Annotated in this window: 18 protein-coding genes; 10 read left to right on the top strand and 8 right to left on the bottom strand. The window is 71.4% G+C overall.

Features of this window, described 5'->3' with window-relative positions:
- The first annotated feature begins 40 nt into the window (after positions 1–40).
- Positions 41–2,125, top strand: coding sequence for a molybdopterin cofactor-binding domain-containing protein (locus ACTIE5_RS10640; RefSeq protein WP_439549676.1), 2,085 nt, complete (start codon positions 41–43; stop codon positions 2,123–2,125).
- Between the two features lie 64 nt (positions 2,126–2,189).
- On the opposite strand, the gene ACTIE5_RS10635 is transcribed toward ACTIE5_RS10640, so the two are convergent.
- From ACTIE5_RS10635 to ACTIE5_RS10605, 7 genes are all read right to left on the bottom strand, one after another.
- On the bottom strand, positions 2,190–2,990 hold the full coding sequence (locus ACTIE5_RS10635) for an enoyl-CoA hydratase (RefSeq protein WP_439549675.1): 801 nt from the start codon (positions 2,988–2,990) through the stop codon (positions 2,190–2,192).
- Positions 2,987–4,168 (bottom strand): CaiB/BaiF CoA transferase family protein, encoded by a 1,182-nt coding sequence (locus ACTIE5_RS10630; RefSeq protein WP_439549674.1) that lies wholly within the window; start codon positions 4,166–4,168, stop codon positions 2,987–2,989. Before ACTIE5_RS10630 ends, ACTIE5_RS10635 begins: the two co-directional genes overlap by 4 nt.
- Before the next feature lie 13 nt (positions 4,169–4,181).
- On the bottom strand, positions 4,182–5,156 hold the full coding sequence (locus ACTIE5_RS10625) for a Bug family tripartite tricarboxylate transporter substrate binding protein (protein WP_439549673.1): 975 nt from the start codon (positions 5,154–5,156) through the stop codon (positions 4,182–4,184).
- A gap of 118 nt (positions 5,157–5,274) precedes the next feature.
- The gene (locus ACTIE5_RS10620; RefSeq protein ID WP_439549672.1) at positions 5,275–5,715 is read right to left on the bottom strand and encodes a helix-turn-helix domain-containing protein; all 441 of its coding nucleotides are present in this window, start codon (positions 5,713–5,715) and stop codon (positions 5,275–5,277) included.
- Between the two features lie 17 nt (positions 5,716–5,732).
- Positions 5,733–6,461, bottom strand: a complete 729-nt coding sequence (locus tag ACTIE5_RS10615; RefSeq protein WP_439549671.1) for a response regulator transcription factor — start codon at positions 6,459–6,461, stop codon at positions 5,733–5,735.
- Between the two features lie 160 nt (positions 6,462–6,621).
- Complete coding sequence (locus ACTIE5_RS10610) at positions 6,622–8,418, bottom strand: putative bifunctional diguanylate cyclase/phosphodiesterase (protein ID WP_439549670.1); 1,797 nt, start codon at positions 8,416–8,418, stop codon at positions 6,622–6,624.
- Positions 8,419–8,631: 213 nt separating this feature from the next.
- A complete protein-coding gene (locus ACTIE5_RS10605) occupies positions 8,632–9,081 on the bottom strand; it encodes a response regulator (RefSeq protein ID WP_439549669.1) in 450 nt (149 codons plus the stop codon).
- 263 nt (positions 9,082–9,344) lie between these two features.
- Between ACTIE5_RS10605 and ACTIE5_RS10600 the strand changes: the two genes are divergently transcribed.
- The 7 genes from ACTIE5_RS10600 (at position 9,345) to ACTIE5_RS10570 (ending at position 20,289) form a co-directional block, all read left to right on the top strand.
- Positions 9,345–10,100 carry a response regulator transcription factor gene (locus ACTIE5_RS10600; protein ID WP_439549758.1) on the top strand — a complete coding sequence of 252 codons (756 nt, stop codon included), beginning with the start codon at positions 9,345–9,347 and terminating at the stop codon, positions 10,098–10,100.
- 244 nt (positions 10,101–10,344) lie between these two features.
- Entirely contained in the window at positions 10,345–12,483 is a 2,139-nt protein-coding gene (locus ACTIE5_RS10595; protein WP_439549668.1) for an ATP-binding protein, read from the top strand.
- Positions 12,484–12,686: 203 nt separating this feature from the next.
- Entirely contained in the window at positions 12,687–13,463 is a 777-nt protein-coding gene (locus tag ACTIE5_RS10590; RefSeq protein ID WP_439549667.1) for a winged helix-turn-helix domain-containing protein, read from the top strand.
- Positions 13,464–13,810: 347 nt separating this feature from the next.
- Positions 13,811–14,962, top strand: a complete 1,152-nt coding sequence (locus ACTIE5_RS10585; RefSeq protein WP_439549666.1) for a glycosyl hydrolase family 8 — start codon at positions 13,811–13,813, stop codon at positions 14,960–14,962.
- A 116-nt stretch (positions 14,963–15,078) separates the two neighbouring features.
- Positions 15,079–17,565 carry an ATP-binding protein gene (locus tag ACTIE5_RS10580; RefSeq protein WP_439549665.1) on the top strand — a complete coding sequence of 829 codons (2,487 nt, stop codon included), beginning with the start codon at positions 15,079–15,081 and terminating at the stop codon, positions 17,563–17,565.
- A 152-nt stretch (positions 17,566–17,717) separates the two neighbouring features.
- A complete protein-coding gene (locus ACTIE5_RS10575; RefSeq protein ID WP_439549664.1) occupies positions 17,718–19,202 on the top strand; it encodes a flagellar hook-associated protein FlgK in 1,485 nt (494 codons plus the stop codon).
- Between the two features lie 13 nt (positions 19,203–19,215).
- A complete protein-coding gene (locus tag ACTIE5_RS10570; RefSeq protein WP_439549663.1) occupies positions 19,216–20,289 on the top strand; it encodes a flagellin in 1,074 nt (357 codons plus the stop codon).
- 269 nt (positions 20,290–20,558) lie between these two features.
- Here the strand turns inward: ACTIE5_RS10570 and ACTIE5_RS10565 are convergent, their stop codons facing one another.
- The gene (locus tag ACTIE5_RS10565) at positions 20,559–21,374 is read right to left on the bottom strand and encodes a lytic transglycosylase domain-containing protein (protein ID WP_439549662.1); all 816 of its coding nucleotides are present in this window, start codon (positions 21,372–21,374) and stop codon (positions 20,559–20,561) included.
- Positions 21,375–21,563: 189 nt separating this feature from the next.
- Between ACTIE5_RS10565 and ACTIE5_RS10560 the strand changes: the two genes are divergently transcribed.
- Positions 21,564–22,025, top strand: coding sequence for a hypothetical protein (locus ACTIE5_RS10560; protein ID WP_439549661.1), 462 nt, complete (start codon positions 21,564–21,566; stop codon positions 22,023–22,025).
- Between the two features lie 78 nt (positions 22,026–22,103).
- Entirely contained in the window at positions 22,104–22,880 is a 777-nt protein-coding gene (locus ACTIE5_RS10555) for a response regulator transcription factor (RefSeq protein ID WP_439549660.1), read from the top strand.
- Positions 22,881–22,901: the final 21 nt, after the last annotated feature.

Below are 22,901 nucleotides of genomic sequence, written 5' to 3'. Positions count from 1 at the left end.
CTGCCGCCCTACCGTCCCCCCAACGCTCGGGGGGCAGGCGATGGCGGCGGGATTCGGCAGGCGGGTGGCGATGCGGGCGGTGGCGGGCGGCAGCCTGCTGACGCTCCGCTTCGCCCTGCCGGCATCGGCCCAGGCTGATACGGCATCCGGCGGCGCGCTGAACGCCTTCCTCCGTATCGACGCCGACGGCATCACCACCATCCAGGTCCCGCACCTCGAGATGGGGCAGGGCGTGGCGACATCCCTGCCCATGCTGGTGGCGGAGGAGCTGGATGCCGAGTGGCAGAAGGTCCGCTTCGCCCTGGCCCCGGCCGGGGAGGCCTTCAAGCGTCCCGGCGGCAAGCGGCAGATGACGGGCGCCGCGCTCAGCATCACCGAACGCTTCCTGCCGATGCGCCAGGCCGGGGCCGCGGCGCGGGACATGCTGCTGCGCGCCGCCGCCGCGCGCTGGGGCGTGGCCCCGGCGGAATGCAGCACCGAACCGGGCGCGGTCCTCCACCCCGCCAGCGGCCGCCGCCTGCCCTATGGCGATCTGGCGGCGGAGGCAGGACGCCTGACGCCACCCGCCGATCCGCCGCTGAAAAATTCGGCTGACTTCCGGCTGATCGGCCGGTCGATGCGCAGCCTTGATGCCGCGATCAAGGTGAATGGCAGCGCCATCTACGGCATGGATCTCCGCCTGCCCGGCATGCTTTGCGCCGCGGTGAAGCGCAGCCCCGCCCATGGCGGCCGCGCCGTGCCGCCGCCCGGGCCATTGCCGCCGGGCGTGCACGCCATCCTCCCCATTCCGAACGGCATCGCCGTGGTGGCGGATCGGCACTGGACGGCGAAGCGGGCGCTGGCCGCGATCGACATCGCCTGGGAAGGCGGCGCGGTCTTCGATGATGCGGGGCTGGAACGCACGCTGCGCGCGGGGCTCGATCGGCCAGGCGTGGAGATGCGGCAGGACGGCGACGCCAGCGCGCATGAAGGCGCCACCGTCACCGCCGATTTCTACGCCCCCCTGCTGCACCACGCCTGCATGGAGGTGCCCAACTGCACCGCCCGCATCGCCGATGGCCATTGCGAGGTCTGGATCGGCACCCAGGAACAAACCTATGCCCGCACCCTGGCGGCGGAGGTCGCGGGGCTGCCGGAGGATCGCGTCACCATCCACACCATGCTGGCCGGCGGCGGCTTCGGCCGGCGCTACGAACGCGACGAGATCGTGCAGGCCGTAACGCTGGCCAAGGCGCTCGGCCGCCCCGTGCAGGTGCTCTGGTCGCGGGAGGAGGATTTTGGCCAGGGCTACTACCGCCCCGCCGCCGCCACGCGGCTGTCGGCGAAGCTTGATGCCCAGGGCTATCCGGTGGCGCTGTTGGCGCGGACCTGCACCGCATCGCTGTTGCAGCGGGCCTTTCCGCAGTTCTTCCATAACGGCAAGGACGGCACCTCCACCTACGGGCTGAAGGAGATCGCCTATGCGATCCCCAACCTCCGCGTGGAGTTCGTGCTGGCGGAGGCGCCGCGCCCCGTCGGCTTCATGCGGGCCGTCAGCTACCAGAACAATGTCGCGGCGGTCGAATTGTTCATCGACGGTCTCGCCCGGCGCGCGGGCCGCGATCCCGTCGCCTATCGCCGCCATCTGCTGCGCGACCAGCCCCGGCTGCTGGCGGTGCTGGATCGTGTCGTGGCGATGAGCGGCTGGGGCGGCGCCGTGCCGGAGGGCCGGGCGCGGGGCGTGGCCGTGCATGAATGCGATGGCGCGCATGTCGCGCAGGTGGCGGAGGTTTCGCGCGGCCCGCAGGGTATCGTGGTGCATCGCGTCTGGGCCGCGGTGGATTGCGGCCGGATCATCCATCCCGACCATGCGCGCGCGCAGATGGAGGGGGCGATCATCTTCGGCCTGTCGAATGCGTTGCGGGAGGTGATCACGGTGCGTGGGGGCGCCGTGGTGGAGACGAATTTCGACGCCTATCCGCTGCTGCGCCTGGCCGATGCCCCGGCGATCGAGGTGGCGCTGATCGACAGCGGCGAGCATCCTGTCGGCCTGGGCGAGGCTGGCGTCCCGGGTGTTGGTGCCGCCGTCGCCACTGCCTTGGTATCGCTGACAGGCGTCGTGCCAGTGCGGATGCCCCTGGCCTGAAGACGGTCCAGGGGGGTCTCCCCCCTGGCATGGGGGGTGTGGGGGGAACAGCGTTCCCCCCGCTCTACCTTCCCCGGAAGTCCGGCTTCCGCTTCTCCCGGAACGCCGCCTGTCCTTCCTTGAGGTCTTCGCTCTCCGCGCATTCCCGCCCCAGCGCCGCGATGCGTGTGGCATCGCGCAGAGCCGGGTCGCCGCTGATCTGGTCGATGGTGATTTTCGCCGCGCGCATGGATAGTGGCGCGTTGCGGGCGATGATCCGCGCGTAGTCCATCACCGTGTCTTCGAGCTCGGCCGCCGGCACCACGCGGTTCAGCAGCCCGCGCGCGAAGGCGATGTCGGCCGGGTAGTTGGTGCCGGTGAACAGCATCTCCTTCGCGAAGCCCGGCCCGACGAGCGCCGTCAGCCGTTCCAGGCTCCAGGTCGCATAGGCGATGCCGAGTTTCGCGGCGGGCACGCCGAAGACGCTATCCTCCGACGCCACGCGGAGATCGGCGCGGAGTGCCAGGGCAAGCCCGCCGCCGATGCAGTGCCCCTGGATCATCGCGACCAGCGGTTTTTCCAGTGTATCGAGCACGGCGCGCGCGGCGCTGGCGCGGGCGGCATATTCCGCCGCCCGGCCTTCCGCGCGCATGCGCTCCATCTCCCCGATATCGGCGCCCGCGGCGAAGGATTTTTCACCCGTACCGCTCATCACCACCAGGCGCACGGACTCGTCGTTGATGAAGTCCGTGACGGCGGCTGCCATCGCATCCCACATCGCCAGCGTGATGGCGTTGCGCTTGGCCGCGTTGTTCAGCGTGATCCAGCCGATGCCATCGGCCTTCCGCGCCAGCACCAGATCGGTCGGCAGGGCGATGTCCGTCACACCACGCCCTTCTCGCGGAGCGCCGCGATGGCGGCCTCGTCATAGCCGAGGGAGGCCAGGACCTCCGCCGTGTGCTGCCCGTGGCTCGGCGTCGGCAGGCGGATGCCTTCCTCGACGCCGGCCATGTTGATGGCCGTGCCCACCATGTGCTGTTCGCCGAGGCGCGGATGGGTGACGGGCTGCGCCATGCGCAGATGCTGCACCTGCGGATCGGCGAAGACCTGGTCCACCGTGTTGATGGGCCCGCAGGGAATCCCCGCTTCCTCCAGCAGCGATATCCAGTGCGCGGAAGGCTGCGTGGCGGTGACGCCGGCGATGGCCGCGTTGATCGCGGCGCGGTCCTTCGACCGTCCGTCCATCGTCTGCCAGTCCGGCCGCTGCAGCCATTCCGGCTTGCCCACCACCTCGCAGAACCGGATCCAGTGGCGGGCGGAGGATGCGGCGATGGTGATGGGGCGATCCGTCGTCGGGAAGACGCCGGTCGGGATGCCCGTCGGATGGTCGTTCCCCGCCTGGCCCGGCACCTCGCCGGCCATCAGCCAGCGGGATGCCTGGAAGTCGAGCATGAAGATCATCGCTTCCAGCAGGCTGGTCTGCACCCATTTCCCGCGGCCCGTCGCCTCCCGCTCATACAGCGCCATCATGATGCCGAGGGCGAGGAGATTGCCCGCGGTCAGGTCCGCGATGGGAATACCCACGCGCACCGGCCCCTGCCCCGGCAGGCCCGTGATGGACATCAGCCCGCCCATGCCCTGCACGATCTGGTCGAGCCCCGCCCGCGCGGCATAGGGCCCGTCCTGCCCGAAGCCGGAGATGGAGCCGTAGACGATGCGCGGGTTCAGCGCGCTCAGCGTCTCGTAATCCACCTTCAACTTGTACTTGACCGGCGCACGCATGTTCTCGACCACCACATCGGCCTCGGCGGCCAGGCGGCGGAAGATCGCCTGGCCTTCCTCCGTCTTCAGGTCGAGCGTCATGCAGCGCTTGTTGCGGTGCAGGTTCTGGTGGTCGAAGCCATCCTGCTTGCCGGTGATCTCGCCCGCCGCCGAACCGGGCGGCTCGATCCGCAGCACATCGGCACCCCAGTCGCCGAGGTGCCGCACGCAGGTCGGGCCGGCCCGCGCCAGCGTCAGGTCCAGCACCTTGATGCGCGACAGCGGCAGGGTTGCACCGATCATGACTCTATCGTCCTCATTCCTGCAGGCTCATGGCGCCGAGCACGGCGCGGAAGCGCGCCTCCCTCTGCCGCATCCCGGCCAGCGCCGTGGCGCCATCCAGATCCACGGGCGTGAGTTCGGCGGCCAGCAGGCGTTCGCGCAGCGTGCTGCCGTATTTCTCCATCACCGCGCGATGCGCGGCCAGCAGCCGCGCCGTCACGGCCGGCGGTAGCCCGCGCGGCCCCGCCACGGTGTTGGTGAAGCCGAGTTCCACGTCATGCCCCAGCTCCCGCATCGTGGGCACCTGCGGCGCGAAGGCCAGGCGCTGCGGCGCGGAGGTCGCGAGCACGCGGACGCGGCTGGCATCGCTGCTGCCGCCGAGCGACCCGGTGATGCCGATATCCACCTGCCGACCCAGCAGCGCGACATTTGCCTCCGCCGTGGAGCGATAGGGAATATGCGCGACATCGACGCCCAGCGCCCGCCACAGCATCGTGCCGCCGAAATGCGCCAGGCTGGCGATGCCGTAGCTGGCATAGGTCAGCTTGCCCGGATCGCGCCGCGCCGCTTCCGCCACATCGGCCAGGGAGTGGTAGGGCGATGCCGCATTCACCGCGACAAACAGCGATCCGACACCGTAGGAGAACAGCATGGTGAAGCTGTCCAGCGTATAGCCCGTGTCATTGCGCGTCAGCGGCACGGTGACGAAGGAGGAATCGCTCGCCACCAGCAGCGTGTAGCCATCCGGCGCCGCCTGCGCGACGGCGCGTGTGCCGATGGCCGAAGCGCCGCCCGCGCGGTTCTGGATCACCACGGGCTGGCCGAGGAACTCACTCCAGAGCGGCGCCAGCATGCGCGAGGAAAGATCGAGCGTCCCGCCCGGGGAGGTCGGTACGATGAGCTGGATCGGCCTGACGGGATAATCCTGCGCCGCCACGGGACGCGGCGCGACGAAGGCCGCCAGCAACGCGACCAGGGGCGCGATGAGGCGCGCCGCGGAAAGGGCCATGAACATTCTCCCGGGCCCGCGGCGCGATCAGCGCGCCATGGGCCGGGGAAGACGACCGGATGCGGGTGGGCGTGTCAATCGGAGGCGAGGGCCGCAACGCGGCCAACGCCATCAGGCATCAAATCTCCGCCGCGCCGGCCTCCGCCGCGAAGGCCTTCACGATGGACAGCAACCGGCGGCGGGATTGCGGGTGGCGCATGGCGACGAAGGCGGAGACGAGTTCCGCCGTCTCCCGCTCATCCGGCCCCGGATGGGGTGGCGTGGCGATGGCATCCTCCCCCTGCACGCCGGCCAGCAGCAATTCGGTGTCCACGCCCAGCATTCGCGCCAGGGTGGGCAGCATGCGGGCGGGCAGGCGGGTCTTGCCCGTCTCGTATTTCTGCACCTGCTGGTAGGTGACGCCGAGTGCCTGGGCGATATCGGCCTGCGACAGGCCGCGCAGGCGGCGCAGCTGGCGGACGCGGACGCCAAGGCGGGCGTCGGAGGTATCGGCGGCCCGGCTGCTGATTGGCCGCTCATCCGGGCGCTCATCGAGAACCTGGGCATGCATGTCGGGCATTCCTGCTGCTCCCGCGGTCAGATCGCGACGCCGAAGGCGGCCACGGGGTTGCCGATGCCGGGGCGGGCGCCGCTGGACGGGGCCTCCACCCGGTAGCCCACGCCCCAGACGGTGCGGATGATGTCATCAGCGCCGGCCTCGGCCAGCTTGCGGCGCAGGCGGCAGACGAAGACGCGCAGCACGCCGGGGGCGGCATCGCCCTCCCCCTCCCGCAGCGCGTCGCAGATGCGTTCCTTGCCCAGCACGCCGCCGCGCGCACCCATCAGCATGTCCAGCACGCGCAGCTCGCAGGGCGTGACCTCCACCGGCTGGCCGGCAACGCTCAGCAGCCCGCTGTCGCGATCGATGCTGACATTGCCGCAGCGGATGCCCGCCACCTTGCGGGTGGGCGCGCGGCGGCGGATCGCCTCGATCCGCGCCATCAGCGTGGCAGCGGGGGCGGTACGGGGCATCACGGCATCGGCGCCGAGGTTGAAGGCCTCCGCCTCCGTCCCCGGCGATGCCTGGGCCAGCATCAGCAGGGGTAGCTTGTGGCCGGCATCGCGGAAGCGGCGCAGCAGCTGGAAGCCCATCCCGGCCAGGTCGCCGGTATCGATCACGACGCCATCGATGCCGTCATCCAGCGCCTGTTCCGCCTGGGCGATGCCGCCCGGGGTGGTCACGCGCGTCCCGACATGCGCCGCCGCCAGCTTTTCCGCGATTCGGTTGGTCCCGTTCGCCGCATCGGCAATGATGAGAACCTGCATGATCCTGCCCCGTTCCTGCCACCCACACCGCTCAACTCACGGGCGAGTGATCATTCTCTAGCGCCAGGAATGTCGCGGCGCCTGTCGGGCTTCGTCATGAATTCTCGTCGGCGGGGAACCTTTCCGGGGCTGCGGGGCGCCGGATGCCTGGAGGGGCCTCTCAGCCTTCCGCCAGCACCAGCGCGGTCGCCGCGGGCGCGGTAAGGGGGCGGCCCAGCAGGTAGCCCTGCGCGGCCTCGCAGCCGGCCTGGCGCACAACCTGAAGCTGACCATCCGTCTCGATCCCCTCCGCCACCACGGTCAGGCCCAGCGCATGGATGGTGGAGACGAGGCCCGTCAGCAGCCGGCGTTCCCGCGTATCCGTCACCACGCGCATCACCAGCGCGCGGTCGAGCTTGACGGTATCCACCGACAGGCTGCCCAGCACGCCGAGGGAGGAATAGCCCGCGCCGAAATCATCCAGCGCCACGCGGATGCCGAGCGCGCGGATCGCCTCCACCACCTCGCCCGCCTTGGGGCCGAGGGCGACGGTCTCCGTCACCTCCGCCACCAGCGCCTTGGCCGGCAGGTTCTCGGCCTCCAGCGCCGCCTTGAACAGGCCGGCGACATCGGCCTCCGCGATCTGGCGGCCGGAGAGGTTGACGGTGATGTAGAGGTTCCGCGTGGTCCCGGCCCCCCACTGGGCGGCCTGCGCCGCCGCGACGCGCAGCGCCCAGGCGCCGAGGTCGAGGATGACGCGCCCCTCCTCCGCGATGGCGATGAACTCGCCAGGCGAGATGAAGCCGAGCGTCGGGTGCCGCCAGCGCATCAGCGCCTCGAACCCCAGCAGGCGGCGATCGGCGATGTTGAAGATCGGCTGGTAGTAGATGGCGGTTTCCTGCCGCGCGACGGCATGGGGCAGGTCCCGCACCACGGTCAGGCGGCGTTCGGCGGCTTCCTGCATGGCGGGGGTGAACAGTACGCAGCGGCTGCCGCCTTCGCGCCGCGCCACGCTGCCGGCCACCAGCGCGGCATCGTCCAGCGCCACGCGGTCCGCCGTGGCGCGATGGGCCACGCCGATGCTGGCGGTCAGGTTCAGCGCGCCGGTGGGCTGGGGGACCGGTTCCTCGATCGCGGCGCGGATGCGTTCCGCCACCGCCAGCGCTTCCGCCTGGCTGGCGCAGTCGGCGGAGGCGACGGCGAATTCGTCGCTGCCGATGCGGGCGACGACCCATTCGGGCCCCGCCGCCTGGCGCAGCCGCGCGCCGATGGTCTGGAGGATGGCATCGCCCGCCGCGCTGCCACCGGCCTCGTTCAGCGCGGCGAAGCCATCGAGGTCGAGCGCGATCACCGCCATCCCGCTGCCGTCGCGCGCAGCATCCACCGTCATCTCGGCCAGGCGGGCGCTGAAGGCGGCGCGGTTGGGCAGGCCGGTCAGCGGGTCCCGCGCCCGTGCTTCCTCCCGCTCCGCCTCCGCCGCGGCCAGGCGGCGGCTTTCCTGCACGCGGTTGCGCGCTTCCTGCCGCTTGGTCGCGGCGCGGGCGCGCGCGGCGGCCACCACGGCGATCATCTCATCCAGCGTGAAGGGCTTGCGGACGAAGTCGAAGGCACCGGCGCGCACCGCGGCCACCGCATCCTCGATCGTTGCATGGCCGGTCATGACCACCGTCTCGATCGCGTCCGTCTCCGGCCGGTTCATCACCAGGCGGCGGACGAGTGACAACCCATCCTCCCCGGGCATGCGGATGTCGGTGACGACCACGCCGATATCGATGGTTTCCGCCAGCGCGGCCTGGGCGGTGACGGCTGACGTGGCGATCTTGACCGCCATGCCGGCCTCTTCCAGCCCAAGGGCCAGTTCCTCCGCGATCCAGACCTCGTCATCCACGACGAGGACGACCAGCCTGGCCTCCTCGGCCGGCGTCCCGTCACCGGGTGCCCCATCACCGGGCGCGGGCTGGGTCTCGTTGGCGAACATGCCTGATCATCCTTGGCAATCTGTCTTCGGCAACCAGCGACCGACGCTGGGGAACCGGGCGGGGCGGCGCCAGACAAGCAGGATGATATTAGCAACTGCTGAAGCACCCACCACCGTAGAGAAACCAGGATAAGGAAACTTCTTCTGTCGACTTTGGTGTAGTGAACCCGGCTACGCGCGGCGCCGCATCCGGTCCGACGCCGGTCGCCGCGGTCAATCCTGCGACGGGTTCCGCCGGCTGTCCGGCACCGACATCCCCGCCCGCCGCGCACGTGCCAGGTCCAGCCCCTGGTCCACCGCGCGTGCCAGATCATCCCAGGCGAAGGGCTTGTTCAGCACCGCCAGCGCGCCGGCCATCAGCGCCGCCTGCTTCTCGGCGGTGGAGGCATGGCCGCTCATCATCACGATTTCCGGGGTGGCGCCGGCGCGCGCAGGGTCGCGCAGCCGGCGGATCAGGCCGAGCCCATCCATCCCCGGCATCCGCAGGTCCGTCACGACGACGGCGATGCTGCCGCCATCGCGGTCCAGCAGCGCGATCACCTGTTCGGCGGAATCGGCCACCAAGGTCTGGAACCCATCGGCGGCGAGGCCTTCGGCGATCTCCCGCGCGATGTCGGGTTCGTCGTCAACCACCACCACCATGGCGCAATCGGTGGATGACACGGTGCCAATGTCCATTACCAGGTCTCGCGGGACCCCCTGCGGGTCCTGTGCCGAAGGGGGCGGTTCCGTGGTGCGGGGCACCCCGCAGCGCTGTTCACGCCGCCCGCCTTCATGGCCGCAGGATATTGGCGGAAGAGAGGGCTTTGAGTTTGTCGAGAAGTGTCGGATTTTCTGGCCTGCTGTCCCGAAGATACCCAGAGCGCTCGGATTCGGGGCATGATCGGTACGATGCAGGCTGCGGATCGGGAGCTTTGGTGTTGTCAATGTCGTCAGGCACGGAACTAGGCGCCGAGGAGGCGGGCCCGGCGCCCAACGTCCTGATCGTCGAGGACGACGAGGCGCTGGCCGAGGAAATGGCCCTCACCCTGTCCGACTACGGGATGCGCCCCACAACGGCCGCCACCTGGGAAGCCGCCATCGCGGCGGTGGAGGCATCGCCACCCGACCTGGTCGTGCTGGACCAGCGGCTTGGCCGCGTGGACACGCTGCCGCGAATCGGGACGCTGCGCAGCCTGACCGACGCGCCCGTCCTGATCCTGACCGGCAACCGGGCGGAGACGGACCGCATCGTGGCGCTGGAGATCGGCGCCGACGACTTCCTGCTGAAGCCCATCTCCGGCCGCGAACTGGTGGCCCGCATCCGCGCCCATCTCCGCCGCCTCCAGCAGACCCGCCCGCCGGAGAGGGAGAAGGAACGGGAGAAGGAGGCGGAGCAGGCCCTGCCCGCCAACTGGACCCTGCTGACGGTGGAGCGGGAACTGCGCCGCGCCGATGGCTCCGTCGTGCCGCTGACCGGCGCGGAATTCGACCTGCTGGCCGTCCTCGCCGAAGCCCCCGGCCACCCGGTGGACCGGGAGACACTGACCAAGCGCGTGCTGCGCCGGCCCTGGCGGCCGGATGACCGCGCGCTGGACAATCTGGTCATGCATCTCCGCCGCAAGCTCGGCCCCGGCGGCGAACGCGCCATCACCGCCATCCGCAGCCAGGGCTACGTCTTCACGGGATTCCCGCGGGGATAACGCCGGTGAGCGAAGGAGGCAGCCCGGCTTCCAGGCCTGGCGCCCACACCAGCCCGGCACCGCGGCGCCAGGGCCCGGCGCGGCCGTCGCTGGCCGGTCCCGCCGCAGGCCAGGGGCTGCCCGCTAGGCACCCCGGCACGCGTGGCCGCCGCCACACTCCGGCAACACAAGCGCGCCAAGGTGCCGCCGACTGCACCGCACCAGGCCTTCCCACACCCCCATCATGCCCCTTGCGATCCGTCCCATGAATGCGCTCGCCCTGCCCGCGCGCGGTACGCCACGGCGCTGGCTGGCCTGGATCGCCGCGCTCGCCATCGCCGGCACCCTGCTCTTCGCCGGGGAAGCGCTGATCGCCCGCCTGTCGCGGGACGCGACGGACAGCGCGCGGGTGGAGGCGGAGGCCGCCGCCGACGTCGTCCACCAGGTGCTGCTGCGCCGCCTGGAAGCGGTGGAGGTGCTGCACCGCCTGACGCAGTCCTGGCTCGTGCTGCGGGAATCCGGCAACGACCAGGGCCGCTCCGCGATCGAGACCGAGCTGGCGAGCACCGTGAATGCCGGCCAGTTCGGCTTCATCCAGGTCGCCATCATCGGCCGCGACGGGTGGATGCTCTGGTCCTCCATCCCCGGCTCCGGCGCGCCGGTCTATCTGGGGGACCGGGAGCATTTCCAGGTCCATGCCAGCGGCCTGCGCGGCCTGTTCATCAGCATCCCGCTGGTCGGCCGCGTCAGCCAGCGATGGACGGTGCAGCTGACCCGCCCGCTGCTGGGCCCGGATGGCGCCTTCTCCGGCGTCGCCGTCGTCTCCATGGACCTGCACGATTTGTCCGATGCGCTGGCGGAAATCCAGTTCCGCCCGCAGGACAGCGCGATGATCCTGCGCGGCACGCTGCGCGCCGCCCATAGCCGCCTGCCCGGCACCGCCATCGGCACGGAACTGCCGGCGGATGACCCGCTGCGGCGGGCCCAGCCGGACCAGATGACGGGCTCCACCCTCCGCAACACGCCGGAAGGGCGGCCCAGCATCACCGCCTGGCGCCGCGTGGCCGGCACCCCGCTGACCGTCGCCTACATCCAGGACTATGCCGCCAGCCAGGCCGGCGTCGCCAACCTGGCGCTGCTGGTGCGGCTGACCGCGGGCGCCGGCGGCGCCATGACGCTGATGCTGGTCTGGCTCGGCCTGTCGCTGCGCGCCCGCGCCGCTTCCCGCCGGGCCGCGGAAACGGCGGATATCGAACGGTCCCTGGCCCAGACCGCCAGCATGACCTATGCGCGCCGCATCGCCGGCCTGCCCGGCCTCATCTATGGCGGCGATGTCAGGCCGGATGGCAGCTTCACCCTGACCCATGCCAGCGAAAGCGCCGAACGCGTCATCGGCTGGACCGCCGCCCACCTCATCGACATGCCCGACCCGCATGACCTGATGGAACCGGAGGAAGCCGCCCGCCAGGCGGATTTCTACGCCGCCGTGGCCCAGCACGGGGAGGGGCAGCGCGAATTCCGCATCCGGCGCGCCGATGGCCTGTGGATCTGGGTGCGCGATTCCGCCCGGGTGGTGGACCGCCGCGCCGACGGGTCGGCCGAGATGGTCGGCTACATCGCCGACATCTCCGACGAACGCGCCATCCAGGCCAAGCTGCAGAATGCCGGCCGCCTGAGCACGCTGGGCGAGATGGCGACCGGCCTGGCGCATGAACTCAACCAGCCCCTCGCCGTCATGTCGCTCGCCGCCGACAACGCCTCCCGCGCCCTGCAGCGCCGCGGCGCGGCCGCCCTGCCGGACATCCAGGAAAGACTGTCGCGCATCGGCCAGCAGGCCCAGCGCGCCCGCGACATCGTGGACCATCTGCGCGTCTTCGGCCGGTCGGATGAGGGTGAGCCGGAACCGCTGGCCCTGGACCAGGCGGTGGAGGGCGCCTCCGTCCTCACCAATGGCGCGCTGCATGCCGCGGGCATCGACCTGACGATCGACCTGCCGGCCGAGCTGCCGCCGGTGATGGCCCGGCTGGTGCCGCTGGAACAGGCCATCGTGAACCTGCTGATGAACGCCCGCGACGCGATCGAGGAGCACCGCAGCGATCGCGATGCGCAAGGCTGGATCCGCATCGCCGCCGCGGTCGAAGGGCCGATGGTCGCCATGACCATCGCCGACAGCGGCGGCGGCATCCCCGCCAGCCACATCGACCGGCTGTTCGAGCCCTTCTTCACCACCAAGGCGCCCGGCAAGGGCACGGGGCTCGGCCTGCCGCTGGTCCATGCCGCCATGAAGGCCTTCGGCGGTTCCATCACCGCCACCAATGGGCCCGACGGCGCGGTGATGACGCTGACCTTCCCGATCGCCGGCACGGCGATTGCCGACAAGGCGTCGGGCACGACATTCGACTGACGCGCGCCTGACATCTCGGAACGTCGTGCCAGACATTTCCTGACAGAGTCACCCAAACACGTAAACGAGAACTGGCGGCGTAGACCAAGCATTAAGAAAGCCGACTCGATCCGGGGACCCCCTCCAGCGACACTGATCTCGTTACGGAACAAGGGCGGACGAACATCGTTCGCTGCCGGGCGAAGATCGCGAGGGATACCGACATGCGCATTCTTGTTGTCGCTTCCACCCTGCCGGCGGGTCAGAGGCTGAAGGTTGCCCTGGGTCATGAAGGCCTGATGGTGGACACCGTCGCACTGGATGATGATCCCGGCGCCGTCGCCGCCCAGACCGGCCCCTACGACGCCATCCTGATCGAGGCCGCCGGCCTCAGCCACGCCGTCATCGCCGGCATCCGCGCCGTCGCGCGGCAGCGGCTCGGCGTTCCCGTCGTCGTCCTGGTCGCTTCCGCGACGCCGGAGAGCGAGGCGGAGGCCCTGGATGCCGGCGCCGACGATGTGCTGATGGCGCCGATGGCGATCACCACCCTCGTCGTCCGCCTGCGCGCCCTGCAGCGCCGCATGCTCGGCCACCTCTCCGCCTGGATCACCATCGGCAACACCACGCTGGACCAGGCGAATCTGGCGCTGACCGTCGATGGCCACGATGTGCGCATCACCCGCCGCGAATTCGATGTGCTGGAGATGCTGTTCCTGCGCCGCGGCAGCCTGGTGACGAAGGCCGATTTCCTGCAGCGCCTCTACGGGTCGGATGAAGGCCCGGACAGCCGCACCCTCGACGTCTTCATCTGCAAGGTGCGCCGCAAGCTGGCCGCCGCCGGCGCCGCGGAATTCATCCGCACCGCCTGGGGCCGCGGCTACATGGCGGAGGAGCCGCCGCTGGCCGCCATCGCCGCCGCCCGCTCGCGCTTCGCCGATGGCCATCTGCGCCGCCCGAACCGCCTGACCAGCCCGGCCAAGGCGTGGGCGGAGGCCGCCTGACGGCGGCGGGGGCCGAAGCCGCCTGATGGCACCTTCTGGCGATTGACCGCGAAGACCGAGGCCCAGCCGGATGGCAACATCCGGCCGGGCTTCGTCGTTCCGGGCGTCGACACTACGTTTTCCCTGGTCTTTTCCGATACTTGCGGCCGGTTTCTGAACCTTCCCGACCGAACCCGACGCGCATTTTGCGCCGCAATGCGGCAACGATGCGCCAAGCTCGTCGTGCCCCAGGAAGGGAGCCATGGACGACGCGAAGGAGTCTCTTGGCCATCACCGAAGCGTCCTGCACGCCCCCAGCACCCGCGCGAACCGCGCGGCTTGGCTCCGTGGTTCCCGGACGGCGCGCCTTGCTCACCCTCGGCCTCGGCGCCGCGGCAAGCCTGACCCTGCGCCCCCTGACCGTCGCCGCCCCGGCGGCCAATCCCGGCATCCTGCATCTGCCGCCCGCGCCGCCGCTCGCCTCCAGCGCCGACAGCCGCGACATCGCGGAATGGCGCCAGTTCCGCGACCGCTTCGTGACCCGCGACGGCCGCGTGATCGACACCGGCAATGGCGGCGTCTCCCATTCCGAAGGCCAGGGCTTCGCGATGCTGCTGGCCGAATGGTGCGGCGACCGCGTCAGCTTCGAACGCATCCTGGGCTGGACGCGCAGCAACCTCGCCCGGCCGCGCGACAATCTCTTCGCCTGGTCATGGCGGCCGCACCAGACGGTTGCCGTGCCGGACAACAACAACGCGACGGATGGCGACATCGCCATCGCCTGGGCGCTGCAGCGCGCCGCCGCGCGCTGGTCCGTGCCGGCCTGGGAAGATCTGGCCACCGCCATCACGCAGGACATCGTGAAGCTCTGCACGCGCGACATCGCCGGGCGCACGGTGTTGCTGCCCGGCGCCTATGGCTTCACGCGCCCCAATGCCTGCGTGGTCAATCCGTCCTACTACAACCTGCCCGCCATCCGTTCCCTCGCCGCCCTGCTGCCGGGGACGGAGATGCGGCGGCTGGAAGCCGATGGCCGCCACATCCTGGCCGCCGGCCGCTTCGGCGCCTGGCGCCTGCCGCCGGACTGGCTGCATATCGATGCCACGACCGGGCGCATGACCCCCGCCACGGGCTGGCCGCCCCGCTTCTCCTGGGATGCCATCCGCGTGCCGCTCTACCTCGCCTGGGCCGGGCTGCATGAGGCGGAGTCGCTGCGCGCCGCGGCGACCTTCTGGGAAGCCGCGCGGCCGGACACGCTGCCGGCCTGGACGGATTTGCACACCGGCGCGCTGTCCCCCTATCCCGGGCATGAAGGCGTTCGCGCCGTCGCCGCGCTGACGCTCGCCACACGCCAAGGGGGCGGGCTGGTGGGCGGCGGGGTGGTCCGCCCGGAATTTCCCCAGGTCGCCACGGCGACGGACTACTATGCGGCGGCCCTGATCATGCTGGCGCGCATGGCGTCCATGGAAGCGGGGCGCGGCGCGGCGGCGGGCTGGGTACCCGCCGAAGGCGCCGCCTGACCGGGTGGCGGATCGTTTCCACGCCGGCCCGGATCGGGCTATGGTCAGTCATGGGACTTCGCTTCGGCCTTCGCGGCAACGGCCCCGGTACCAGCAGTAGCAGTAGCAGCGGCGGCGTGCCGCGTACCGCGCTGGTCGTCCTTGCCCTGCTGGTCGCGCTGCCCGCCTGGCTGCTGGCCGAGGCGGTCATCGACCGCGCGGAAAGGCTCAGCGCGCAGGACGCCTATCTCCGCGCCAGTGCCGCCGCCGCCGCCGTCGGCCATGTCGCCTCCCATGTCGTGGACGATGCCAGCTTCGCCACCGTGCTGGCGCGCCGCTGGCTGGCGCTTCACCGCAGCAGCGACGCCAGCGCGCGGTGGGAGACGGAGCAGATGATGCGCGCCATCATCAGCGAAGCCGCGGCGGGACGGACGACGCTGACCAGCATCGTCATCGCCGGCCCGGCCGGGGAGACGGTCTGGCATTCGGACCCGGAGATGAGCCCCTTCTCCGTCGCCGACCGACCCTATTTCATGGAGGCCGCCTCCGGCATCCAGGGCCTGCGCGTCAGCGCCCCCTTCGCCGGCCGCGCCACCGCCCAGCCCCTTTTCGCCGCCGTCGCGCGGCTGGAGGATGAGGCCGGGCGCTTCGCCGGCATCGTCATCGCCTCCATCAGCCCGCGCGACGTCTCCTCCCGCCTCGCGCAGATGACGCCGCGGACGAATGATGTCGTCGCCATCCTGCGGCAGGACGGCGAATTGCTGGCGCGCAGCCACGATGTCGCCTCCCTCCTCGGCCTCATGATCCCGCTGCCGGCCGACGCGATGGCATCCCTGCGGCGCGAAGGCGGAGGCACCTTCCGCCAGCCCAACCAGGTCAGCGGCCGGGACCAGTTCATGGCCGTGCAGGCGGTGGACAACACCAACCTTATCGCCTTCGCCGCGGTGGATGCGGAAGCCGAGATGGAGGCGATGCCGCTGCTGCGCGGCGCGGCGCGCGTCGCGGTGCTGGCGCTGGCTGTCGGCGTGCTGCTGGCGCTGTTCTTCGGCCGCGCCGCGCGCCGCAACATGGCGCTGGCCGACATGGCCGCGGTGCTGCGGCAGGGGCGCGAACAGGTGGAAAGGCTGCATGCCGCGCTGCCGGTCGGCCTCTTCCTGCTCGATGTCTCGGCGGATGGCACGGCACGGCTCCTGTATCGCGCCGGCGGCGCGCAGGACCCGCCGGTGGAAGCGCTGCGCACCGCGCTGCTGGCCGCGCTGGCTTCCGGCACCGCCGGCTTCGAATGGGTCGCGCCTTCCGCCTTCGCCCCGCGCCCCATCCTCGTCACCAGGCTCCATCGCCTGTCGCTCCGCGCCGATGGCGGGGGGGAGGTCGTGGGCTACAGCCGCGACGTGTCGAAGGAACGGGAGGCCGCGGCGCAGGTCGAAACCGCGCGGCGGGAGTTGGACCGCACGCTGGAAGCGGCGCCGATCGTCGTCTTCCGCGTGACCATCGCGCCCAATGGTCGCGGCACCAAGACCTACATCAGCCGCTCCATCGAACGCATGACCGGCTGGCCCTACGAAAAGGTCAACGCCACCGGCGGGCTGCGGGCGATCTTCGATCCGCCCCAGGCCGGCTACCCGGGTGATCCATCGCTTCTCGCCGGCGCCGATGAATGGTCGAAGGACCTCCGGCTGCGCTGCGCCGATGGCCGTCTGCTGGCGGTGAAGGTCACGCTGACGGTCATCGCCCGCCTGCCCGACGGCAGCGCGGACGCGGTCGGCTACATCGCCGACGTCACCGCCGAACGCGCCGCCGATGCCCGCGCCATCGCCGCCGCGCGCCTGGCCTCGCTGGGGGAGATGTCGGCAGGCCTGGCGCATGAACTGAAGCAGCCGCTCCAGGCCATCGCGCTGGCCGCCAACAATGCCCGCACCGCCATGCGGCGCGATCGCGTGGATGTCGCGGAACAGCGGCTGGACCGCATCGCCGGCTACACCCAGCGCGCCGCGGCCCTGATCGAGCATCTGCGCCGCTTCGCCCGTGGCGTGGACGAACACGCCCCCCCGCAGCCCGTGCCGCTGGCCGAAGCGGTGGAAGGCGCCATGGCTCTGACCGGCGGCACGCTGCGCGAAGCGGGGATCGAGGTCCGCTGCACGCTCGGCGACCCGCCGCCCATCATCATGGGCCACCTGGTCGCGCTGGAACAGGTGCTGGCCAACCTGCTGGCCAATGCGGGGGATGTGCTGTCCGCCCTGCCGCCGGAAGCGCCGCGCTGGATCAGCATCGCCGCGACCCCGGCGGCGGATGGCTTCACCGAATTGCGCGTGGCCGACAGCGGGGGCGGCCTGCCCGACCAGGTGCTGGACCGGATGTTCGAACCCTTCGTCACCACCAAGGGCCCCGATCGCGGCACCGGGCTCGGCCTGTCCATCTGCCACGGGCTGGTGGTGGCAATGGGCGGGCGCATCGCGGCGGCGAACGGGCCGGACGGCGCCGTCTTCACCATCCACCTGCCGGACGCGCCCGCGGCGCCGGAGGCCGATCCCGCCACCGCCACCAATGCCGCTGAAGGCGGCACCTCCACCTATGCCGCTGAAGGCGGCACCTCCACCTATGCCGCTGAAGGCGGCAACGGTTAATCCAGGGGTCACATCCCCGGCGTCTCCTCCCTCGGTCGGAATGCCGCCCTGGCGGCCTTTCGAATCGGAAGACCCAGACAGGCCGGGAACATCCTGGCGGAGGACGAAGCGGTGGCCGGGATGGAAGCCTGCAAGGCAGAGGGATCGCCGTCATGAGCCTGGAATCCGCGCTGCTGCGGGCCACGGCCGGCATCCGCGTCACCTCCCGCCAGATGGAGGCCACATCCCAGAACGTCGCGAATGCGGGGGTGGAGGGCTACACGCGCAAGGCCGTCCGCGGCGAGCAATCGGATGCCGGCGTCCGCAGTTCCACCCCCCAGCGGGACGTCGACCGCTCGCTGCGCAGCGAAGCCCGTGGCGCGCGCGGTGAAGCCGCCGCCGCGGCGCTGCGCGCTGGCGTGCTGGGCCCGCTGGCGGAGTTGGAAGGCGCGCCCGCCGACGGCGCCAGCATCGGCGGCCAGATCGGGTCGCTGCGCGACCGGCTGACGGAACTGCGCGCGAACCCGAACGACACCGCCGCGCAGGCAGAAGCCCTGGGCGTCGCCCAGAACGTGGCGACGCAGCTGAACGACCTGTCCGGCGCCGTGACCCGCGCCAGGCAATCGGTGCAGGACGGCATCCGCGCCGATGTCGATACCGCCAATAGCCTGCTCCGCAACGTCGCGGCGCTCGACAAGCAGGCGCGCGGCATGCGCAGCGCCGGCCTCGATGACAGCGGCCTGATGGATCGTCGCGACACCGCGATCGGCCAGCTCTCCGAACTCATCGGCGTGACGCCGGCGGAAGGCCAGCGGGGCGAATTGACGCTGATCCTGCAGGGCGGCGCCGTGCTGCCGCTGGATGACACGGGCAGCCCCCTCGGCATCGCCGATACCGTCGTCGCCCCCGGTTCCTATTACGGCGCCCCCGCCGGCACCCTGCCGGGGCTGACGCTGAACGGCGTGCCGCTGTCCGACGTGCCCCGCGGCGGCCGTATCGGTGCCGGGCTGGAATTGCGGGACGAGACGCTGCCGCGGATGACGGCGGAACTCGACACGCTGGCCGCCACCCTGGCCGGGCGCCTGCGCGACCAGGGCCTGACGCTGTTCACCGACAGCGACGGCGCCGCGCCCCCCGCTTCCGACAGCGACCAATCCGTCGGCTTCGCCCAGCGCGTGATGGTGAACCCCGCGGTGAAGGCGGCGCCCGCGCTGCTGCGCGACGGCACGGCCGACGTGCCCGCCTTCCCGCCGAACCCGAACGGCCAGGCCGGCTACACGAAGCTGCTGGACCGCGTGCTGGACTTCGCCTTCGGCAACCAGCGCGAAGCGGGGGTGCCGCATACGGCCATTCCGGGCACCGGCCTCGGCCCCGGTGGCAAGCTCGCCTCCTCCTTCTCCCCGCCCCGCGCGCTGCTGGACTACGCGGCGGCGCTGACCGCGTCGCATGCCAAGGAAGCGGGCGACGCGACGGCGGAGGAAACCACCACCGCCACCCTCTCCACCCAGATCAACGCCCTGGTGCAGAGGCGCGAAGGTGTCGACGTGGATGCCGAGATGGCCTCGATGGTGACGCTGCAGAATGCCTATACCGCCAATGCGCGCGTGATCTCCGCCATCCAGTCGATGTGGGACGCGCTCATGGGCATGGTGCGCTGAGGGAATCATGGCCATGACCATTTCCGGCTTCGCCGCCGTGGACCGCGTCTCCGAAGCTGCCAGCCAGCTGCGCGCCAGGCTCGCGGACCAGACGCGGCAGACCTCCGGCGGCCAGCGCGCCGCCACCTATGCGGGGCTTGGGGCCGATGCGCGCCGCGCGATCGACCTGCGATCGGAAGTCGCGCGCCACGAATCCCTCGCCCGCGCCGCGGAACGAGGGGAGGCGCGCGCCGCCGTCACGCAATCCGCGCTGTCGCGCATCTCCAGCATCACCACCGACATGGTCGCCACCGCCACCGCGCTGCTGAGTGGCGGCGCCACGCAGGTCAGCGCCGCCGCCATCGGCGCGCGGTCCGCGCTGCGGGAAGTGACCGGCATGATCAACGAACGCTTCCAGGGGGAGAGCCTGTTCGGCGGCGCCGACCTGGATGGCACGCCCATCCCCGGCCGGGTGGAGGACGGCAACCTCTTCGCCGCCATCAAGGACGCGATGAAGGGCATGCCACCCGGCGGCGGCACCGCGCTGCGCGGCACGATGCGCGACCTCGGCGCCAGCAACGACCCCGCCATCACGCCCTTCTCCGCCTATGCCACCGCCGCCGCGACGGGGGAGATCGAGGACAGCCCGGCCTCCGTCCCGGTCAGCGAGGGTGGCGCGGTGGAGATCGGGCTCTATCCCAACCGCAATGCCGGCGCGACGCCGTCCAAGGACGCGGACAGCACCGGATCCTGGGCGCGGGACCTGATCTACAGCCTGTCGGTCATCGCCAATCTCGACCAGCTCGGCACCACCGGCGGCGCGGATTACCAGCAGATCGTCACCGGCGCGCTCGGCGCGCTGCGCGCCGGCCTCTCGGGCGTGAGCGACGAGGCAGCGGGGCTCGGCACCGCGGAGCAGCGGCTGTCGGATTCCCGTGTGCGCCACAACGATCTGGCGACGCAGCTGGAGGGCCAGCTCTCCGAGGTCGAGGGCGTGGACCTGGCGGAGGCGATCAGCCGCGCCCAGGCCACCCAGACGCAGCTGGAGGCCAGCTACCGGTCGCTGGCCATGCTGTCCAACCTGTCGCTGACCAAGTTCCTGGGCTGACGCCAGGCCACATCGCGGGCTGAGGAAGCCGCGCCATCCCGCAGGGGGTGGCGCGGTTTTTCGTTGTCTGGACTGGAGAGTTGGGGAAGGCGCTGCCTTCCCCAAACCCCATCCGCCAGGGGCGAGCGGGCCCCTGTACCCCAGGCCTGAATGAACGGGGATCGAAGGGGCCGCTGCCCCTTCGCCGGGGGGTGCGGGGGGACAGCGTCCCCCTGCGTACAACACCGGGTGCGGGGGGACAGCGTCCCCCTGCGCTCAACCACCGTCGCTCAGAACAGCCGTCGGTTCCCGATCCCGCCCAGCCCGACCTCCGCCACCACATGCGGCGCCCGCGTGGCGGCCAGTTGCACAGGCGCGGCACCCGATGCCGGGTTGGCCGCCGGGGCCGGCAGATTCTGCCCACGTCCCGCCACCGGGATCGGCGCGGCGCGGTAGGCATCCAGCGCCCCGCGCGCGGGCGGCGCGGCCGCCTGCATCCCCAGGCCGCCCGGCGCCGCCGGTGCGGCCGGCGCAGCCGCCAGGCTGGGCTGGGGGGCCGGCTCCGGCGTCGGCGAACGGCGCTCATTCGCCAGCATCGTCGCCAGGCGCGCGCGATAGCGTTCCGCGAATTCAGGCGTCTGCGAATGGTAATGCCCCGCCGCCACCGTCCAATCCCCCGCGCGCTGCTGCAGATTCGTCAGGAAGCGCGCGGCGTAGCGGGCATTCGCCTGCGGGTCGAAGGCTTCCTCGAGGCTGGCAAAGGCATTCGGGTGGTGGCGCAGGTTGATCTGCATGCAGCCCACATCGATGGACCGCATGCCGGAAGCCTGCAGCGCGCGCACCGCCTCGATCGCCGCCTCCCGCGATGGGAAGAAACTGCCGCGTCCTTCCGCGTTGATCACCCAGGGCCAGGGGTCGAAGCTGCCGGTCTGCGGATCGCGCCGCCCGCTTTCCACGCGGCCGATGCCCAGCAGCAGGCGGTCGGGAATGGCGAACTCGGCCTCCGCCGCCGTGATCGCGGCGCGGCACAGCGCGACCTGCGCGCGCGCGGGCGCGCCGGCAAGAAACAGGGACAGCAGCAGAAGGGAAGCAGGGATGCGGATCATGCCCCCCGCATCGCAACGCCCATGCCAGCACCGCTACCATTTCTGAACCGCGGCGATCATCGGCCCGCATCCAGTCACAGGGGCGGGTGCGGCGGCGGGCCGGGGCGGCGCCCGCCCCATTGTTCACACCGCAGAAATCGACGGCGCGCACATGGGCAATCCTGAAGCCCAGAAGGGGTAGCCCTGCCCATGTTGCGCGTTGCCACCGCCGCCCCCCCGCCGCTGCCGATCGCGGCATCGCGGCTGCGTGCGTTGCGCGGCGATTTCGGCGCGATGCTCGGCTGCTGTGAATCAGGCGGCGGCGTGATGGCCAGCACCGGCCCGCAGGGCGCGGCCGGGCTGCTGGCGATCCAGGGCGATGGCGATCCACCGCCGCGCCGCCGCCGACCTTCCCCCCAGGATGCGGCCAGGCAGGGGATCGCGCTGCTGCGCGACATGCAGCGCCGCCTGCTGGCCGATGAACCACCGGCGATGGAGGTGCTGGAAGCCGCCGCGGCGGAAGCCGAATCCCTCGCCGCCGAAGGCGCAGAGGCACATCGCGTCTGCGCGCCCGTGGCACTCCGCCTGCGCATCGAGATCGCCAAGCGCCTGCCGCCTGACCACACCGCCAGCGGGCTATCGCCCGACCTTCCCACCAGCAGCCACGCGTAAGGCGCGGTGGACATGTCCTTCTTCAGCGTCGTCCCGGCGCCGCCCACATCCCCTGCGAAAAACGCGAGGCAAAGACCGATGAGAATCCTGCTCGGCGTCACGGCTGACGATCACGCGCCGTTGCGCCGGGCCCTGGCGGGTTCCGGGCGCTTCGTCGAACAGGCGGATGATTTCGACGGCATCGGCGCCACGACGGCGGAAAGCGGCCCCTTCGATGCCGTTGTCCTCAGCGTCGATGATCTGTCGCGGGAAGCGCTGCCGGTGCTGCGGGACATCCGCCGCCACGGCGTGCAGGCGCCCATCCTGGTCATCGCCGGGCCGATGACGCCGGCGGAGGAAGCGGCCGCGCTGAACCATGGCGCCGATGACCTGGTGGCGCGCCCGGTGGCCAGCCCCGTCGTCGTCGCGCGCGTGCAGGCGATGGTGCGGCGCACCGCCGCGCATGCGCCCTCCCTCCTCCTCTGCGGCAATGTCGCGCTGGACCGGGACCGGCAATCCGTCACCGTCGATGGCCGCCCCGTCAACATCACGGGCCGGGAGTTCGAGGTGCTGGAGACGCTGCTGCTCCGCCGCTCCGCCCTGCTGAGCAAGGAACGCTTCATGAGCCGCCTCTACGGCGATGAGGAAGGGCCCGACCAGCGCATCATCGATGTCTTCGTCTGCAAGCTGCGGCGCAAGCTGGCGGCGGCCGGCGCAGCGGAAATCGTCCGCACCGTCTGGGGCCTGGGCTATGTGGCGGAAGACCCCGGCCCCGCCGCCGTCGCCGCCGCGCGGGACCGCTTCGCCGCCGGCCAGCCCCGCATGCGCCGCGCCCACCTGGTGCCCGCCGCCGGCTTCGGCCTGGCCGGCGCCTGACCGCGGCAAGGGCAGGAGAAA

Source organism: Falsiroseomonas sp. (genome assembly GCF_051859025.1).
GTDB lineage: Bacteria > Pseudomonadota > Alphaproteobacteria > Acetobacterales > Acetobacteraceae > Falsiroseomonas.
The sequence above is the reverse complement of the archived record's forward strand: the minus strand, read 5'-3'. Positions and strand labels throughout refer to the sequence as shown.

Bases quoted from the DNA above. Each gene is read 5' to 3' on its own strand.
- ACTIE5_RS10600 (WP_439549758.1), top strand. From the start codon at position 9,345: ATGTCGTCAGGCACGGAACTAGGCGCCGAGGAGGCGGGCCCGGCGCCC.
- ACTIE5_RS10610 (WP_439549670.1), bottom strand. From the start codon at position 8,418: ATGTTCGCCAACGAGACCCAGCCCGCGCCCGGTGATGGGGCACCCGGT.
- ACTIE5_RS10620 (WP_439549672.1), bottom strand. From the start codon at position 5,715: ATGCCCGACATGCATGCCCAGGTTCTCGATGAGCGCCCGGATGAGCGG.
- ACTIE5_RS10630 (WP_439549674.1), bottom strand. From the start codon at position 4,168: ATGATCGGTGCAACCCTGCCGCTGTCGCGCATCAAGGTGCTGGACCTG.
- ACTIE5_RS10595 (WP_439549668.1), top strand. From the start codon at position 10,345: ATGAATGCGCTCGCCCTGCCCGCGCGCGGTACGCCACGGCGCTGGCTG.
- ACTIE5_RS10565 (WP_439549662.1), bottom strand. From the start codon at position 21,374: ATGATCCGCATCCCTGCTTCCCTTCTGCTGCTGTCCCTGTTTCTTGCC.
- ACTIE5_RS10640 (WP_439549676.1), top strand. From the start codon at position 41: ATGGCGGCGGGATTCGGCAGGCGGGTGGCGATGCGGGCGGTGGCGGGC.
- ACTIE5_RS10555 (WP_439549660.1), top strand. From the start codon at position 22,104: ATGAGAATCCTGCTCGGCGTCACGGCTGACGATCACGCGCCGTTGCGC.
- ACTIE5_RS10590 (WP_439549667.1), top strand. From the start codon at position 12,687: ATGCGCATTCTTGTTGTCGCTTCCACCCTGCCGGCGGGTCAGAGGCTG.
- ACTIE5_RS10615 (WP_439549671.1), bottom strand. From the start codon at position 6,461: ATGCAGGTTCTCATCATTGCCGATGCGGCGAACGGGACCAACCGAATC.
- ACTIE5_RS10575 (WP_439549664.1), top strand. From the start codon at position 17,718: ATGAGCCTGGAATCCGCGCTGCTGCGGGCCACGGCCGGCATCCGCGTC.
- ACTIE5_RS10625 (WP_439549673.1), bottom strand. From the start codon at position 5,156: ATGGCCCTTTCCGCGGCGCGCCTCATCGCGCCCCTGGTCGCGTTGCTG.
- ACTIE5_RS10560 (WP_439549661.1), top strand. From the start codon at position 21,564: ATGTTGCGCGTTGCCACCGCCGCCCCCCCGCCGCTGCCGATCGCGGCA.
- ACTIE5_RS10570 (WP_439549663.1), top strand. From the start codon at position 19,216: ATGACCATTTCCGGCTTCGCCGCCGTGGACCGCGTCTCCGAAGCTGCC.